The organism is Paenibacillus sp. B46(2026), assembly GCF_056786355.1.
In genome coordinates, this window is the sequence record NZ_CM165907.1 from 2536749 (window position 1) to 2551996 (window position 15248).

The 15248-nt window shown below is 46.4% G+C and carries 16 protein-coding genes; all 16 read left to right on the forward strand.

Going from position 1 to position 15248, the window contains the following annotated elements:
- Window positions 1–30: 30 nt before the first annotated feature.
- Window positions 31–195 (forward strand): hypothetical protein, encoded by a 165-nt coding sequence (locus tag AC1S8V_RS11610; protein WP_167350848.1) that lies wholly within the window; start codon window positions 31–33, stop codon window positions 193–195.
- Window positions 196–349: 154 nt separating this feature from the next.
- The gene (locus tag AC1S8V_RS11615) at window positions 350–841 is read left to right on the forward strand and encodes a YajQ family cyclic di-GMP-binding protein (protein WP_017689115.1); all 492 of its coding nucleotides are present in this window, start codon (window positions 350–352) and stop codon (window positions 839–841) included.
- Window positions 842–1161: 320 nt separating this feature from the next.
- Window positions 1162–1749 (forward strand): CDP-diacylglycerol--glycerol-3-phosphate 3-phosphatidyltransferase, encoded by a 588-nt coding sequence (gene pgsA, locus AC1S8V_RS11620; RefSeq protein WP_482073705.1) that lies wholly within the window; start codon window positions 1162–1164, stop codon window positions 1747–1749.
- A gap of 108 nt (window positions 1750–1857) precedes the next feature.
- Window positions 1858–3114 carry a competence/damage-inducible protein A gene (locus AC1S8V_RS11625; RefSeq protein WP_482073706.1) on the forward strand — a complete coding sequence of 419 codons (1257 nt, stop codon included), beginning with the start codon at window positions 1858–1860 and terminating at the stop codon, window positions 3112–3114.
- A 242-nt stretch (window positions 3115–3356) separates the two neighbouring features.
- Window positions 3357–4421, forward strand: a complete 1065-nt coding sequence (gene recA, locus AC1S8V_RS11630) for a recombinase RecA (protein WP_062833851.1) — start codon at window positions 3357–3359, stop codon at window positions 4419–4421.
- A gap of 281 nt (window positions 4422–4702) precedes the next feature.
- Entirely contained in the window at window positions 4703–5440 is a 738-nt protein-coding gene (locus AC1S8V_RS11635; protein ID WP_482073707.1) for a regulatory protein RecX, read from the forward strand.
- A 310-nt stretch (window positions 5441–5750) separates the two neighbouring features.
- Window positions 5751–7292 (forward strand): ribonuclease Y, encoded by a 1542-nt coding sequence (rny, locus tag AC1S8V_RS11640; RefSeq protein WP_482073708.1) that lies wholly within the window; start codon window positions 5751–5753, stop codon window positions 7290–7292.
- Between the two features lie 164 nt (window positions 7293–7456).
- Window positions 7457–8251 carry a TIGR00282 family metallophosphoesterase gene (locus AC1S8V_RS11645; protein WP_145146946.1) on the forward strand — a complete coding sequence of 265 codons (795 nt, stop codon included), beginning with the start codon at window positions 7457–7459 and terminating at the stop codon, window positions 8249–8251.
- A gap of 117 nt (window positions 8252–8368) precedes the next feature.
- Window positions 8369–8629 carry a stage V sporulation protein S gene (locus AC1S8V_RS11650; RefSeq protein ID WP_007430104.1) on the forward strand — a complete coding sequence of 87 codons (261 nt, stop codon included), beginning with the start codon at window positions 8369–8371 and terminating at the stop codon, window positions 8627–8629.
- Between the two features lie 85 nt (window positions 8630–8714).
- Window positions 8715–9692, forward strand: a complete 978-nt coding sequence (locus AC1S8V_RS11655; RefSeq protein ID WP_482073709.1) for a dipeptidase — start codon at window positions 8715–8717, stop codon at window positions 9690–9692.
- Between the two features lie 212 nt (window positions 9693–9904).
- Window positions 9905–10477 carry a phosphate propanoyltransferase gene (gene pduL, locus AC1S8V_RS11660; protein ID WP_053783855.1) on the forward strand — a complete coding sequence of 191 codons (573 nt, stop codon included), beginning with the start codon at window positions 9905–9907 and terminating at the stop codon, window positions 10475–10477.
- A gap of 312 nt (window positions 10478–10789) precedes the next feature.
- Window positions 10790–12346, forward strand: a complete 1557-nt coding sequence (gene miaB, locus AC1S8V_RS11665) for a tRNA (N6-isopentenyl adenosine(37)-C2)-methylthiotransferase MiaB (protein ID WP_482073710.1) — start codon at window positions 10790–10792, stop codon at window positions 12344–12346.
- A gap of 310 nt (window positions 12347–12656) precedes the next feature.
- Window positions 12657–13070: a YlbF/YmcA family competence regulator gene (locus AC1S8V_RS11670; RefSeq protein ID WP_197997748.1), complete on the forward strand. Its 414-nt coding sequence runs from the start codon at window positions 12657–12659 to the stop codon at window positions 13068–13070.
- Window positions 13071–13277: 207 nt separating this feature from the next.
- Window positions 13278–13682: a PaaI family thioesterase gene (locus AC1S8V_RS11675; RefSeq protein WP_339300737.1), complete on the forward strand. Its 405-nt coding sequence runs from the start codon at window positions 13278–13280 to the stop codon at window positions 13680–13682.
- A gap of 78 nt (window positions 13683–13760) precedes the next feature.
- Window positions 13761–14564 (forward strand): NUDIX hydrolase, encoded by an 804-nt coding sequence (locus AC1S8V_RS11680; protein WP_062833857.1) that lies wholly within the window; start codon window positions 13761–13763, stop codon window positions 14562–14564.
- A 68-nt stretch (window positions 14565–14632) separates the two neighbouring features.
- Window positions 14633–15190 (forward strand): cysteine hydrolase family protein, encoded by a 558-nt coding sequence (locus AC1S8V_RS11685; RefSeq protein ID WP_482073711.1) that lies wholly within the window; start codon window positions 14633–14635, stop codon window positions 15188–15190.
- Window positions 15191–15248: the final 58 nt, after the last annotated feature.

Below are 15248 nucleotides of genomic sequence, written 5' to 3' on the forward strand. Positions count from 1 at the left end.
TTAACTTTTGGTGAAGTGAGGTGGATGGCTATGACAGTCAGCTGGATCGTAACGGGTTTAGGGATCATTGTCAGCCTCCTGGGTTATTACCTGACTCCAAGTGCTTGGGGTTACGGAATATTGGGTTTTGGACTTGCACATGTGCTTTTGGGTGTGCTCGATATGTTCAGACAGCCCAACCGCAGCCGCTATTAGTTGGAAGCTGGACCAGCAAGCATTTTTGGCAACCACCTCAAGTGGAAGCCAAAAATGCTTTTTTCTTTCTACAAAATGGCTTGAAATTAGACTTTTGCTTAAGGTATCCTCTATAATGTTACAGAACATACGATTAACTGAAAGGGTGACTGGTTTGAGTTCAGAAAATTCATTTGATATCGTGTCCAAAATGGACTTGCAAGAACTGACAAATGCCGTTACACAAACCGAGAAGGAAATTGGCACTCGTTATGACTTCAAGGGCAGCAAGAGCAGTCTGAAACTGGATAAGGATGCGTTAACGATCGTATCTGATGATGAGACCAAACTCAAGGCTGTCATTGATGTGCTGCAATCCAAAATGGCGAAGCGTGGTCTACCATTGAAGAACATTGATTACGCCAAAGTAGAGCCGGCTTCTTCTGGAACAGTCCGCCAGCGTTTGAATTTCAAACAGGGCATTGACCAGGATATCGCCAAAAAAATCAATATCCTGATTCGGGACTCCAAGATGAAGGTGAAGAGTCAGATTCAGGGAGATCAGCTCCGGGTAACTGGTAAGAGTAAAAATGATTTGCAAGCAGTAATGCAGTTGCTAAACGGTGCTAACCTGCCTCTGGATTTGCAATATACAAATTTCAAGTAATATGGCCTTTTTGTAGCAGAAGTGTTTTTTGACACAGTATTGGCCGTATATTATACTAAATGTGCATTGCTGGCAGTCATGCATCAAGTCCAGTCCTCATCGTTTGCTGACTTTGTGAAAAGCAGTACATCTTCTGGAAGTCACCGGAACGTTTAAAGCGGTTTTGCTTTTGAGCGGTTGACTTTATTTTTTGCGTTTCTACATAGTAGGATCATGTTAATATGGATTGACATTGAAACTGTACATTTCATGTTCCGGATGATGATAACGGGATTATGATGAATGTTTGGAGTAATGGAGGATATGAGGGAGGGCGTCTTGTGAATTTACCCAACCGGATTACGCTTGCACGAATTTGCTTAATCCCTTTTTTGATGGTGTTCCTGCTCGTGGATTTTCCATTTTATCCAGAGCCATTACAGCTTGGAAGCTTTTCGCTTCCGTATAATCAACTGATTGCTGCTGTTATTTTTATCATCGCCGCAAGCACAGATGGAATTGACGGATACCTTGCGCGGAAAAATAACATGGTTACCAATCTGGGGAAACTACTCGATCCACTCGCAGACAAGCTGTTGGTTACTGCAGTTTTAATCTCGCTTGTGGAGATGGGCAAGCTGGATTCATGGATTGCAGTCGTTATTATTAGTCGTGAATTTGCAGTTACCGGCTTGCGTCAAATTGCGTTGCTGGATGGTTCAGTTGTCGCCGCCAGTAATTGGGGCAAGCTGAAGACTGTAGTGCAGATTGTGGCGATTGTGTTGTTGCTGTTGAACAACTTCCCGTTTTCATACACAGGTATTCACGTCGATATTATCGCTGTATGGGCAGCAGCGCTTATTACCATCTGGTCGGGTATCGATTACTTTATCAAAAACAAAAATTTGCTTCATTTAACGAAAGCATAACTGTTGGCTGTTAAACTGGGGAATCATGAAGGAAGCATTGGGTCAGGGGCAATAGGAAAATATCCTATTGCCCTTTGATCACTCAACACGTGTACAGGAGGATACTTAATGAAGGCAGAAATCATAGCAGTTGGCACAGAGTTGCTGCTTGGACAAATCGTCAATACCAATGCCAGATACCTATCCCGTGAATTGGCTGCGATCGGGATCGATGTATATTTCCAAACGGTAGTTGGTGATAACCTGAATCGACTCAGTGAAGCCATTCGCATTGCGCAGGGCCGCGCAGACGTTATTTTATTTTCCGGCGGTATAGGGCCTACGCAAGATGATCTGACCAAGGATGCACTGGCAGGAGTTCTTAACCGGAAACTGCATATAGATCGAATGGCCATGGACAAGATTGAGAGCTTTTTCAGAGATCGTAATGTGGACATGACAGAGAATAACCGACGTCAAGCGATCGTTATTGATGGTGGGACACCTCTCGCCAATGAAACCGGTCTAGCCGCAGGAAATGCGATTTCTGACAATGATAAATATTATGTTGTGATGCCTGGACCACCTAAAGAGTTGATTCCAATGTTTGAACAGGAAGTTAAGCCTTGGCTGTTCCAGCATGTACTTACAGAAGAAATGCCGATCTATTCCCGAATGCTTAAATTCGCAGGTATTGGTGAATCTGCTTTGGAAGATCGACTTCTGGATCTGATTGACGCACAGACAGACCCTACGATTGCTCCTTATGCGAGTGAGGGAGAAGTTACAGTGCGTGTCTCCACAAAGGCTGCAAGTGAGGGAGAGGCGATGCTGAAGCTGGATGCGATGGAAGTCCAGATTCGTGAGCGGTTGACAGAACATCTCTACGCGAACGAGGATGTGCCTATAGAGTACACAATTGTAACCATGATGTCTGATATGGGTCTGACGCTTAGCGCTGCTGAGAGCTGCACAGGAGGGCTTGTCATGCAAAGTCTGACATCTGTACCTGGAAGTGCATCGATGCTTAAGGGTGGAATTGTGTGTTACTCCAATGAAATTAAAGAAAAGCTGCTGAATGTACCCCATGATTATCTGGAAGGTGAAGATGCACCAGGGGCGGTAAGTCCGGAAGTTGCAAAAGTGCTTGCTGAGCAGATCCGAATGATTGGCGATGCTGATTTTGGTCTGGCCGTTACCGGTGTAGCGGGACCGGGATATTCGGAACGCAAGCCACCTGGACTTGTCTTTATTGCTCTTGCTGAACGTGGAAAAGAAACCGAGATTCATGAACTGCGCATCAATGGTAATCGCGAGACTGTTCGCATTCGCTCAGCCAAAGCAATTCTCTATCGCTTATGGCAAAAACTTGTGGCGATGGATTGATTAGTTAACAGCTTGGATTGCATTTAGAGTTCCAAGCAAGTATAATTAAGGAAGACGGAAGAACCGTAGAATTAGGCTTAACAGCCTTGTTTACGGTTCTTTTTTCTGTTTAATGGAAAGTTTCTTAGAGGAAGAGGCGCCTCGGCCTTCACAAAAAAACGAATGTATGTTCGAAAAAAAGCTTGGCAAACGTGTTAAAACAAGGTATCATTATCTTATAAACAGTAAAGGGTGTGAGCTTATTGTCAGACCGTCGTGCCGCGCTTGATATGGCGCTCCGTCAAATAGAGAAGCAATTTGGTAAAGGATCCATCATGAAACTGGGTGAGTCCACTCATATGAACGTGGAAATTATTCCCAGCGGTTCCTTGGCTTTGGATATTGCATTAGGAACAGGCGGCTTGCCTAAAGGCCGTATTGTTGAAATATATGGACCTGAGTCTTCAGGTAAAACAACTGTCGCATTGCATGCGATCGCTGAAGTACAACGTGTTGGTGGACAAGCAGCATTTATCGATGCTGAGCATGCTCTTGATCCTCAATATGCAAGCAAATTGGGTGTTAACATTGACGAATTGCTTTTATCTCAGCCAGATACGGGTGAGCAAGGGCTGGAAATTGCAGAAGCTCTTGTACGCAGTGGTGCAGTAGATATCGTCGTTATTGACTCTGTAGCCGCATTGGTTCCAAAAGCAGAGATTGAAGGCGAAATGGGTGATTCACATGTCGGTTTGCAAGCGCGTTTGATGTCTCAGGCGTTGCGTAAATTGTCTGGTGCAATCAGCAAATCCAAAACAATCGCAATTTTCATTAACCAGCTTCGTGAGAAAGTTGGCGTTATGTTTGGTAACCCGGAAACAACACCTGGTGGTCGTGCCCTGAAGTTTTATTCCACGGTACGTCTGGATGTGCGTCGTATTGAGAGTATCAAATCAGGCAATGACATGATTGGTAACCGTACTCGTATTAAAGTTGTGAAAAACAAAGTGGCACCTCCGTTTAAACAAGCGGAAGTGGATATCATGTATGGCGAGGGTATCTCGAGAGAAGGCAGTATCATTGACATTGGTACAGAGCTGGACATCGTTAATAAAAGTGGTGCATGGTACTCCTACGAAGGCGAGCGTTTAGGACAAGGTCGTGAGAACGCGAAGCAGTTCATGAAAGAGCATAAAGACATTGCTGAAATTATTGAACAAAAAATTCGTGTAGCTAGTAACTTGACTACTGCAGTTCCTGCGCCAACGAGTGAAGAGCAACAAAAAGAAGCAGAAGAAGAACAAGAATTATTCGAAATCAACGAGTAATCTTCCTAAATCCTTCCTTGTAGGGAGGATCCAGAGGGCGCTGCCCTTTGAATTTCGCAAACCTGTCTGATTGAGCTTGGCTCGATTTGGATAAGGAATTATGGTGGGAGTGTTCTCGGTGTGCCAATAGCCCCTGTCCCAATGGACAGGGGCTATTGGCACAATGACTGTGAGAGAAAAGGCCGGGCTGAGTTCCCGGCTTTTTGTATTAGCGTTCACTATCTTCTGTGAATGTTAGCGTAAAGCTCAGATGGAAAAGAGTTATGAAAGGGGCGAACTGAATGGATCAACATGACGAGGATTTATATGAAGAAGCAGAAGGGGATGGCCTCTCCCAATTTCCGGACAACGAAGAACTTACCATTACACGGGTAGAGCGAACGAAGAGCAGACAGGCTCGTTATCGCATCACTTTTGGCATACACTCCATTACGGTCCTTGAAGACGTGATGATTAAATACAGGATGACGCAGGGCAACACGTTCATGAAGAAGGATCTGGAAGAAATCATTGCAGCTGACGAGCGACAGCGGACGTATGCACAGTCTCTGCGCTTTTTGGAGCATAAGCCGCGTACACGCCATGAATTAAGTCAGAAACTTCGTCAGAAGGAATTTGCTGCACCTTTAATTGAAGAGGCGCTGGATCGACTTGAGCGGGAGAAGCTGGTGGATGACGATCTATTTGCGAAGGAATGGACAAGGCAGCGTATGGAGGGCAAGCGGAAGGGAAAACTGTGGATAAGGCAAGAGCTGCGTCAAAAGGGCATTGCCAATGATCTCATTGCTGAAGCACTGGAAGGTATCAGTACAGATGCGGAATTTGAGACTGCTCTGAGCGCCGGACGCAAAAAATGGAATCAGGTCAAAGGGGACGTCAAAGAGAAGAAACATAAAACGCTTCCCTTCCTGATGAGACGTGGTTTTTCAATGGATATGGTGCGCCGGGTCGTGAATTGTTTAATTGAAGAAGATGAGGCGGGGGACCCTGAAGATGACGAAGCGTTGTTATGGGATTAGCAGACTAGAGTCTCTATACTGCATTCTCTTGACAATTTCTTTCGTCAAATACTAAAATGGACATGAGTCTGTAAGAAATGGACAACCCTTTTTCCTTCCAAAAAAGCGGTTTCGGTTTCTTAAGATTTATACCATTCTTAATTATGGGTTCGCTGGAAACAGTGGATAGTACGTGGAAACATGTACATGTGAAATGAAAATCGGCGGGGGATCGCCGTGAGTATTCGTTATTCCCAAAAATATGTAAGGTTTGAAAACTGCAAATTAACCCAAGGAATGCCTTGGAGGAACCAACGAGGAGGTGAACAGTATGGAACCTGCAATCACGATCGTTCTCGTTGTGGCCGCGCTAATCATTGGGTTCGGAGTAGGATATTTTATTCGCAAATCTCTTGCAGAGGCTAAAATCTCTAGTGCGGAACAAGCTGCCGTACAAATCGTGGAGAACGCGAAGAAAGAGGCAGAAGCACTGAAGAAAGAAACGGTGCTGGAGGCGAAGGATGAAATCCATCGCATTCGTGCCGAAGCTGAAAAAGACACTCGTGAACGTCGGAACGAAATTCAACGACAAGAAAGACGATTGTTGCAAAAAGAAGAGTCGCTGGATAAAAAATTGGAATCACTCGAACGTAAAGAAGAGCAAGTGGCTAACAAAGAGAAACGAATTGATGAGACACAGCAGCAGATCGAAATGATCTACAAAAACCAGGTGACGGAACTGGAGCGTATATCCAACCTCACTATGGAAGACGCACGCAGTATCATACTGTCCAACGTAGAACAGGAAGTTCGTCATGAGACGGCTCAAATGATCAAGGACATTGAACAACAAGCGAAGGAAGAAGCGGACAAAAAGTCCCGCGAGATTATTACACTCGCTATCCAACGTTGTGCGGCTGACCACGTAGCAGAAACAACGGTATCTGTTGTTACCCTGCCAAATGAAGAAATGAAAGGCCGGATTATCGGTCGTGAAGGACGTAACATCCGTGCGCTTGAAACCCTTACAGGGATTGACCTCATTATCGATGATACGCCAGAAGCTGTTATTCTGTCGGGGTTTGACCCGATTCGCCGTGAAATCGCCCGTACTGCCCTGGAGAAACTGGTGGCTGATGGACGTATTCACCCGGCACGGATTGAAGAGATGGTTGAGAAATCCCGCAAAGAAGTGGATGAGCGCATCCGTGAATACGGTGAGCAAGCTACCTTTGAAGTTGGCGTGCATGGTCTGCATCCGGATCTGATCAAAATCCTGGGCCGCCTGAAGTTCCGTACAAGTTACGGTCAAAACGTCTTGAAACATTCCATGGAAGTCGCTTATCTGGCTGGACTGATGGCTGGCGAACTCGGAGAAGACGTAACTCTGGCAAGACGTGCAGGTCTATTGCATGACATCGGTAAAGCGCTGGATCACGAAGTGGAAGGATCACACGTCGAAATTGGCGTGGAACTGGCGAAGAAATACAAAGAACATCCGGTTGTAATCAACAGTATCGCGTCCCATCACGGAGATTGCGAAGCGACTTCGGTCATTGCCATGTTGGTTGGCGCAGCAGATGCGCTCTCCGCAGCAAGACCTGGCGCACGCCGCGAAACGCTGGAAACGTATATCAAACGACTGGAGAAGCTGGAAGAGATTTCAGAATCCTTCGAAGGTGTCGAGAAATCGTACGCCATTCAGGCCGGACGCGAAGTTCGCGTTATGGTACAGCCTGAGAAGATCGATGATGCTGAAGCCTTCCGCCTAGCCCGTGACATCACGAAGATGATTGAGAATGAACTCGACTATCCGGGTCACATCAAAGTCACCGTCATCCGGGAAACCCGTGCGGTTGAATACGCAAAATAGAGCATTACGGAAAAGTGGCCGCAGTAGTGGGCCACTTTTCCTGTTGATAGCCTGTTATAAGGTTATTTAGTCAAACTACACATCATGAAGCATGAGATAAAGTCCTGCAAGGTTCAACATTTGAAGTAACAGGGACTTTGCAGGGATTGAGGAGGCAGTAATCAATGAAAGTTTTGTTTATTGGTGACATCGTGGGCAATGTGGGACGTAAGGCATTAAAGGAAAATTTACCTTACCTGAAATCGAAGTATAAGCCACATGTGGTGATTGTGAATGGTGAAAATGCGGCAGCAGGTCGCGGAATTACCGGTGCGATCGCGAATGAGTTTTTCAACTGGGGTGTACACGGTATTACACTTGGTAATCATACTTGGGACAATAAGGATATTTTTGATTTTATAGATGATGAACCACGCATGATTCGACCAGCGAACTTTCCACCAGGCACACCAGGACGAGGATATACGGTTGTCAAAGGCGAAGGCAAGGAGCTGGCCATTGTCAATCTGCAAGGAAGAACGTTCCTGCCTGCCCTGGATTGTCCATTCCGTGTGGCTGATGAGATTGTAGATGAGCTGCGCCAGGACTATAAATGTATTCTGGTCGATATGCATGCTGAAGCGACGTCAGAGAAGATTGCCATGGGATGGCATCTGGATGGACGTGCTTCGCTCGTTGTAGGCACCCATACGCATGTACAGAGTAACGATGATCGGATTTTGCCTGGAGGAACAGCTTACTTAACAGATGCGGGCATGGTAGGGCCGCGTGACGGCATATTGGGTATGGAGCGTGAGGCCGTGTTGCGCAAGTTTTACACCCAGCTACCCGTACGATTCGTTGTTGATGATGGCAAATGGCATTTCCATGGTGTCTTTGTAGAGATTGATGAAGCCACAGGCGCGGCAACACGCATCGAAAAAATTCGTCTGATGGAGGACGAGTGGCGCATGGAATAGGGGTATTGTCCCATTTTGCAGGGAACCCCGTCTAAAAAGAAGGAATTTTTTTGCCTCCCGCGAATAACATCTAGTAAGTGGAAACAAACTTTCAACATTCCCAGGGAGGTACTTACCATGGATGTATTAAAAGTTTCAGCAAAGTCCAATCCTAATTCTGTAGCCGGCGCTCTTGCAGGGGTTCTTCGTGAACGTGGAAATGCTGAACTGCAGGCAATTGGAGCGGGAGCACTGAACCAAGCCATTAAAGCGGTAGCGATAGCCCGGGGATTTGTAGCACCAAGCGGAGTTGACCTGATTTGTATTCCAGCTTTTACAGACATTGTGATCGACGGCGAGGACCGAACGGCCATTAAGCTGATTGTGGAGCCCAGATAATACATGCAGTATGCACTGAACCTGTTTACGATGTAGACAGGTTTTTTTGCGTTTTTTTGCAATAAAATATGGAGGAGGGTTAAAGATGTCTCTGACTGATTGGTATGTAGCTGATTTTCACTGTGATGCCCTGAGCAAAATTTTGATGCAGCCTGCTCTTTCATTCGAAGATGCTCCAGAACTGGATGTGAATTTGCAACGTTTGAAAGAGGGGAATGTAGGGTTGCAGGCGTTTGCCATCTATTTACCCGAAGTGCTTGGCAGAGGCAAGTTTGAACATGTGATGGGGCAGTTGGAGATTTATCGTAGACGTGTAGAGAGAAGTCAGGAGCGACCTGGCGGTACACAGACGTTGTTGTGGCGTGAACAGGTGGCTCAGGTGGGGCATACAGAGGGTCCGTGGGGATTAATCACACTGGAGGGTGTAGATGGTCTGGAGGGCAACCTGTTCTATCTGGAGTTATGTTATCAGATGGGTGTTCGAATCGTTGGGCTTACCTGGAACTACGCCAATTGGGCGGCTGACGGAATCATGGAAAAGCGTGGAGCGGGTCTGACCGAGAAAGGCAAAGAACTGGTGCGCCTGTGTAATGAAGTCGGAATGCTGTTAGATGTGTCTCATTTGACGGAGAAAGGTTTCTGGGAACTGGCTGACTTGAGCAAGCGTCCTTTTATCGCATCTCATTCTAACAGTTATAGCGTATGTTCCCATGTACGCAATCTGAAAGATGATCAGATTCAGGCGATCATTGCCCGAGAAGGACGGATCGGACTGACGTTTGTCCCTTGGTTTGTTAAACAGGAGGGGGAAGTCCGTATAGAGGACCTGCTACCTCATATTGAGCAGATCTGTTCTCTGGGCGGGCAACATCATCTGATAATGGGGTCCGATTTTGATGGAATTTCAACGTACATTCAGAGACTTGAACATTCAGGACATTATCCGAGACTGACGGAAATCCTGCTCAAGCATTATGATGAACATCTGGTACGTGGCTGGTTGTGGGGGAATGCAATGAGTTATCTGGGGGAACACTTGCCAGAGAGCAATCCGAAGATGTAGGGGACTTCCGTGAAATAGTGAAGTGCTGTGTAGGATTGAATGTGTTGAATTGAAACTTGTTTTCCAAATAAGGAGAGGAATGATGGCGAAATAAGTGTATTTCATGAATTTTCACCAGTTCGTTTTCATTTCACTCCAAAAAGGAGTATAATACCATTGGATTGTTAAGAGCCTGAGTCCGGGCCATAGATAAACAAGGAGTGAAATTTACGATGAGTAAAACAGTACCTGTGGGCGTATCTGCCCGTCACATTCATGTATCCCAAGAGCACGTTGAAATTTTGTTTGGTAAAGGTTATGAACTGACTGAATTTAAACCTCTGTCTCAGCCTGGTCAATACGCTGCTAACGAAACCGTAGCGGTTATTGGTTCGAAAGGACAGTTTGATAAAGTGCGTATCCTTGGACCTGTTCGTCCTGAAACGCAACTGGAGATCTCCATGACAGATTCATTTGCTATTGGTGTTAAAGCCCCTGTACGTGAGTCCGGAAGCATTGAAGGTACACCAGGAATCACGATTAAAGGTCCTGCTGGCGAAGTTACGATTGATAAAGGTGTTATCGTTGCTGCTCGTCACATCCACTTCCATACTTCTGATGCTGCGAAATGGGGTATCGAGGACAAACAATTGCTGAAAGTTCGCCTCGGCGGAGATCGTGGTTTGGTACTGGAAAATGTACTGGCTCGTGTATCCGATTCTTTCGCACTGGACATGCATATTGATACAGATGAAGCTAACGCTGCTGGCGCTCGTAATGGCGACACTGCTGAAATCATCGATTAATTACATGCAATAGCTTCAGCCGCTAATCAGGGTGGTCTGAATAACGTATAAACCTGAGCACAGCCAACAGGGGCCGGTTAATTCCAGTCCTGATGGCAAGGCTCAGGTTTTTGTATTTTCTGAGTGTTCTTCTGAGCATGGCATGTTTCGGATTAGGCGAAGGGGGAAGCCGTTTGGATGTGGAACTTCAGCCCAATTCATGCTATAATTTGCTGTAATGCTCTTTTGCTGTTCCAAGCGAGGAATTCACGTGGAACAGGGATGAATGAACGATTTTTTATTAATAGAGGCTGTAAGGAGTGACCGAAGGAAATGGCTAAAGGCTCAAAAAAGGATTACTCCCAATATTTTGATTTCTCCGATGCCAAAGTAATTTCGCAAGATGAATTCAGCAAAAAGATAAGAATCCGGGGCCGCGAGATTAACATCAAATCGGAACCCAATCATCGTCAGGAGAAACAGCGGGGCAAGGAAGACGTCCAGGTGCTTTACGAGAATGCCGTTCCCGATGAACTGAAAAGCATAGGGGCAGGCAAACACTATATTGTATATACGTATGGATGTCAGATGAACGAGCATGACTCGGAGACCATCAAAGGACTCCTTGAGTCTATGGGGTATCAGGCTACAGAGGATCGCAAAGAAGCTGATATTATTCTGCTCAATACGTGTGCCATACGGGAAAATGCAGAAGATAAGGTATTTGGTGAGCTTGGCCACCTGAAAACGCTAAAACTCGAACGTCCGGGATTGTTACTTGGCGTATGCGGGTGTATGTCCCAAGAAGAAGGCGTCGTCAATCGGATCATGCAAAAGCATGGCTTTGTGGATATGATCTTCGGTACACATAATGTGCATCGACTGCCACATCTAATCCAGGAAGCGCTGTTCAGCAAAGAAATGGTTGTTGAGGTATGGTCCAAAGAAGGCGACATCATTGAGAACCTGCCGAAGAAACGTGAGGGTATGCGCGGCTGGGTAAACATTATGTATGGCTGCGACAAGTTCTGTACATATTGCATCGTTCCGTTCACACGGGGCAAAGAACGCAGCCGTCGTCCGGAAGATGTCATTGCCGAGGTGCGGGATTTGGCACGACAGGGCTTCAAGGAGATCACCCTGCTTGGTCAAAATGTGAATGCGTACGGCAAGGACTTCACCGATCTGAACTACAGCTTTGGTGATTTGATGGATGCGATTCGCCAGATCGATATTCCGCGAGTGCGGTTTACAACCAGTCACCCACGTGACTTCGATGATCGCTTGATTGAAGTGCTGGCCAAGGGCGGAAATCTGGTGGAGCATATCCATCTTCCGGTGCAGTCTGGCAGTTCGGAAGTACTCAAACGTATGAGCCGCAAGTATAGCCGGGAACACTATCTGAAACTGGCTGACAAAATTAAAAAGGCCATCCCGGATGTCGTGTTGACAACGGATATTATTGTTGGTTTCCCTGGGGAAACCGAAGAGCAATTTGAAGATACACTTTCCCTTGTTCGTGAAGTAGGGTATGATTTTGCCTATACCTTTATCTATTCCCCGCGTGAAGGTACGCCTGCTGCGGTGATGGAGGATAACGTACCGATGGAAGTGAAGAAGGAACGTTTGAAACGCTTGAATGAAACCATCAACGAATACAGCCACCGAAGCAATGAAGAGCAACGTGGCAAAGTCGTTGAGGTGCTCGTTGAAGGCGAGAGCAAGCGGAATTCCGAAGTTCTGGCAGGACGTACACGCAGCAACAAGCTGGTGCATTTTGAAGGACCCAAAGAATTGATCGGTACTTTCGTACAAGTGGAAATCACCGATCCGATGACTTTTTATATTCGGGGCAACCTGCTCTCTGAGCCGGTAGCTGCCAATCAGTAATAGTAATACACACACCAATAAGATGAGTATTTTTGGGGTCAAATTCAGGTTCGGACATTCGCGCAAGTAGCGGAGGGGACGGAATCGGTCTGTAGAAGCGAAGCGTTCGCCTTTGTCTCCGGATGTTAACCTTGAACAATTGTAATCAGAAAAATCCGGAGACAACAGCGATCAAAAGAACGATCCGTACCCGCAGCGGTCATGGAGCAGACGTTTGAACTCATTTGAGCCCAGGTTCTCATCTTATATCATCTCATAGAATGGAGCGATTTCAGTGGCGCAGGAAGAAGTGCAGTACAACCATTATGGAATGCCTACCTACGATACGCGCAATCTGGTCATACGCGACGACATTATGGGAAAAGCCAAAGAATTGGCTGATATGCTCGGAACGAGTGAGGAAGTTAGACAGTTTCAACAGGCTGAAACCAAAATTCGGGATCATGAGCGCATCCAGCAGTTGATTGCAACGATCAAGAAGAAACAAAAAGAGATCGTTGCTTTTGAGAGCTTCAAAAATGTGGAGATGGTCAGCAAGATTGAACAGGAAATTGAAGATCTGCAAAGCGAACTGGACAGTATTCCATTGGTTACGGAATTCCAGCAGAGCCAGAGCGATATCAACTACTTGCTTCAACTAGTGATCTCTGTAATCCGGGATACGGTTTCCGAAAAAGTGAACGTGGAGGCTGGAACGGATTCACCTCCGACCAGTTGCGGTTAAATGACGGAAGGGTGCGGACGCTGTCCGCGCCTTTTTTGACATTACATAACCGTTAACGTGGAGTGGCTATCGCCAAGTACTCGGAATATAATTCCAAGCAAAGCTCCACGCTGTGGGGTTATTTTGTGTGGCGCGCTGATTTTTAATGATAAAGGCACATGACATCAAGAGCTTGATACGTACAGTGCAATAAAGGAGAAATGAATAATGAGTATTTTGGACAAAATGGTGGAAGACGGAGACGGACGATTCTGGGGATTTCTCGGCTGTCGTTATATTAAAGGAGACGGAAAAGAAGTACAGATCGCGTTGACGGCAGGTGAACATCATACGAACTCCATGGGGATTATTCATGGGGGTGTATTGACCTCACTGATGGACCAGGCGATGGGGATGGTCGCTACAGCAGCAATGGAAGTAGATGGCTGTGTGACAACGAACCTGAACGTACATTTTCTCGCACCTATGAAACAAGGGGAATTAATGGTGACAGCTACGGTACTTCATCAGGCTGGACGCAGTGTTACGACTCAATCGGAGGTTCGTGATGCATCGGGCACGTTGGGATGCATGGCCACGGCGACATTCCGCATAGCACGTCCGAGAACGTAGCGCACGAATCCCGGAGTTGACAAAAGATATTATTATGTCATAATGAAATTATCAAAATGAAAATAGTCGGTGGTGCCCATGAGCGAAAACTACGAACACTTCAATGCAGAGAGCGACGAACAAGCAGCACGTGCCTATAGTTCCAAGAAATATCGTACACCCGATGGTGTTCCTGCGGATATCGTTATGTTCACCTTGACCAAGCGGGAGCGCAAGACGGTGACCAAGACACTTCCCATTCGGGAATTGAAAGTGATGCTGATTAAGCGTAAGGGCTGGCCATTTGCAGGCAGATGGGCATTACCCGGTGGATTTTGTCAGGAGAATGAATCCATCTACGGTGCAGCAAAGCGTGAGCTGATGGAAGAGACAGGTGTGGACGGTGGACATCTGGAGTACTTGAATGTATACAGTCAGCCGGGTCGTGACCCGAGGGGCTGGATCATCTCTCATGCATTTTTCGCGCTTGTGGAAGAATGGATGCTGGATCAACGCCAAGCAGCAGATGATGCTGAGGATGTTGGATTGTTCACCATTCAGGAGGCGCTGCAAGAACTGGAACTGGCCTTTGATCACAGAACAATCATTGAAGATGCATATCGACGTATTCAACAGCAGATGCTGGAAACGACGATTGCTAGGCAATTCCTGCCACGGGACTTTACGTTAAGTGAATTATATCAGGTTATTCAAAGTGTTGTACCGGATTTTGAAGAACCAAACTTCATTCGCAAGATTACGTCTACCCGCAGCCGTAAAGGCATTGTGGAAGAAGTGCGGGATGAAGAGGGGAACCTGGTGAGTTCCAACCAGTACTCGCAGCGTCCGGCGCAGCTATATCGTTTTACAGAACTCGTACCACGCCTTTCCATCTATACGTAATAAGGTGTAGGTGTGTCAATCTGAATTGAATCAGGATCAACCATTTCTGAGCTAAGGGAGTGTTGACGATGAAAGCACTGATTGTCATTGATTTTACACAAGATTTTGTGACAGGTTCTTTGCCTGTAGGTCAGCCGGCAGTAGAGATCGAAGAGACGATTGCAGCTGTAACCGAGGCCTATTGTAAGAACAAACATGAGGTAATCATGGCTGTGGATCTGCACGAAGAGAATGACCCGTATCACCCGGAGACTACACTTTTCCCACCTCATAACATCCGAAATACGGAGGGAAGACAGTTATATGGTCGTCTTGCCCAAGTGATGGAGGAACGGAAAACGGATATTCGTTGGATGGATAAGACGAGATATAGCGCTTTCTGTGGGACAGATCTGGAACTCAGATTGCGTGCACGTGGCATTACGGATATTGCACTGATTGGGGTATGCACGGATATTTGCATATTGCATACCGCAGTGGACGCTTACAATAAAGGTTTTCATATTACGGTATATGAAGATGCCGTTGCCAGCTTCAATCCGGCAGGACATGAGTGGGCGCTTGGACATTTTCGTTCCAGCCTGGGTGCTTCGGTGGTTAAGGCGAGCGAGACAGTCCTGGCTTAATTAACTCGACAATCATGTCTGTCTGACCTAATGTTAGGAACCGGATGAGTGTGGTGAA

Bases quoted from the DNA above. Each gene is read 5' to 3' on its own strand.
- AC1S8V_RS11610 (WP_167350848.1), top strand. From the start codon at position 31: ATGACAGTCAGCTGGATCGTAACGGGTTTAGGGATCATTGTCAGCCTC.
- AC1S8V_RS11625 (WP_482073706.1), top strand. From the start codon at position 1,858: ATGAAGGCAGAAATCATAGCAGTTGGCACAGAGTTGCTGCTTGGACAA.
- AC1S8V_RS11635 (WP_482073707.1), top strand. From the start codon at position 4,703: ATGGATCAACATGACGAGGATTTATATGAAGAAGCAGAAGGGGATGGC.
- rny (WP_482073708.1), top strand. From the start codon at position 5,751: ATGGAACCTGCAATCACGATCGTTCTCGTTGTGGCCGCGCTAATCATT.
- AC1S8V_RS11645 (WP_145146946.1), top strand. From the start codon at position 7,457: ATGAAAGTTTTGTTTATTGGTGACATCGTGGGCAATGTGGGACGTAAG.
- AC1S8V_RS11650 (WP_007430104.1), top strand. From the start codon at position 8,369: ATGGATGTATTAAAAGTTTCAGCAAAGTCCAATCCTAATTCTGTAGCC.
- AC1S8V_RS11655 (WP_482073709.1), top strand. From the start codon at position 8,715: ATGTCTCTGACTGATTGGTATGTAGCTGATTTTCACTGTGATGCCCTG.
- pduL (WP_053783855.1), top strand. From the start codon at position 9,905: ATGAGTAAAACAGTACCTGTGGGCGTATCTGCCCGTCACATTCATGTA.
- miaB (WP_482073710.1), top strand. From the start codon at position 10,790: ATGGCTAAAGGCTCAAAAAAGGATTACTCCCAATATTTTGATTTCTCC.
- AC1S8V_RS11670 (WP_197997748.1), top strand. From the start codon at position 12,657: ATGCCTACCTACGATACGCGCAATCTGGTCATACGCGACGACATTATG.
- AC1S8V_RS11675 (WP_339300737.1), top strand. From the start codon at position 13,278: ATGAGTATTTTGGACAAAATGGTGGAAGACGGAGACGGACGATTCTGG.
- AC1S8V_RS11680 (WP_062833857.1), top strand. From the start codon at position 13,761: ATGAGCGAAAACTACGAACACTTCAATGCAGAGAGCGACGAACAAGCA.
- AC1S8V_RS11685 (WP_482073711.1), top strand. From the start codon at position 14,633: ATGAAAGCACTGATTGTCATTGATTTTACACAAGATTTTGTGACAGGT.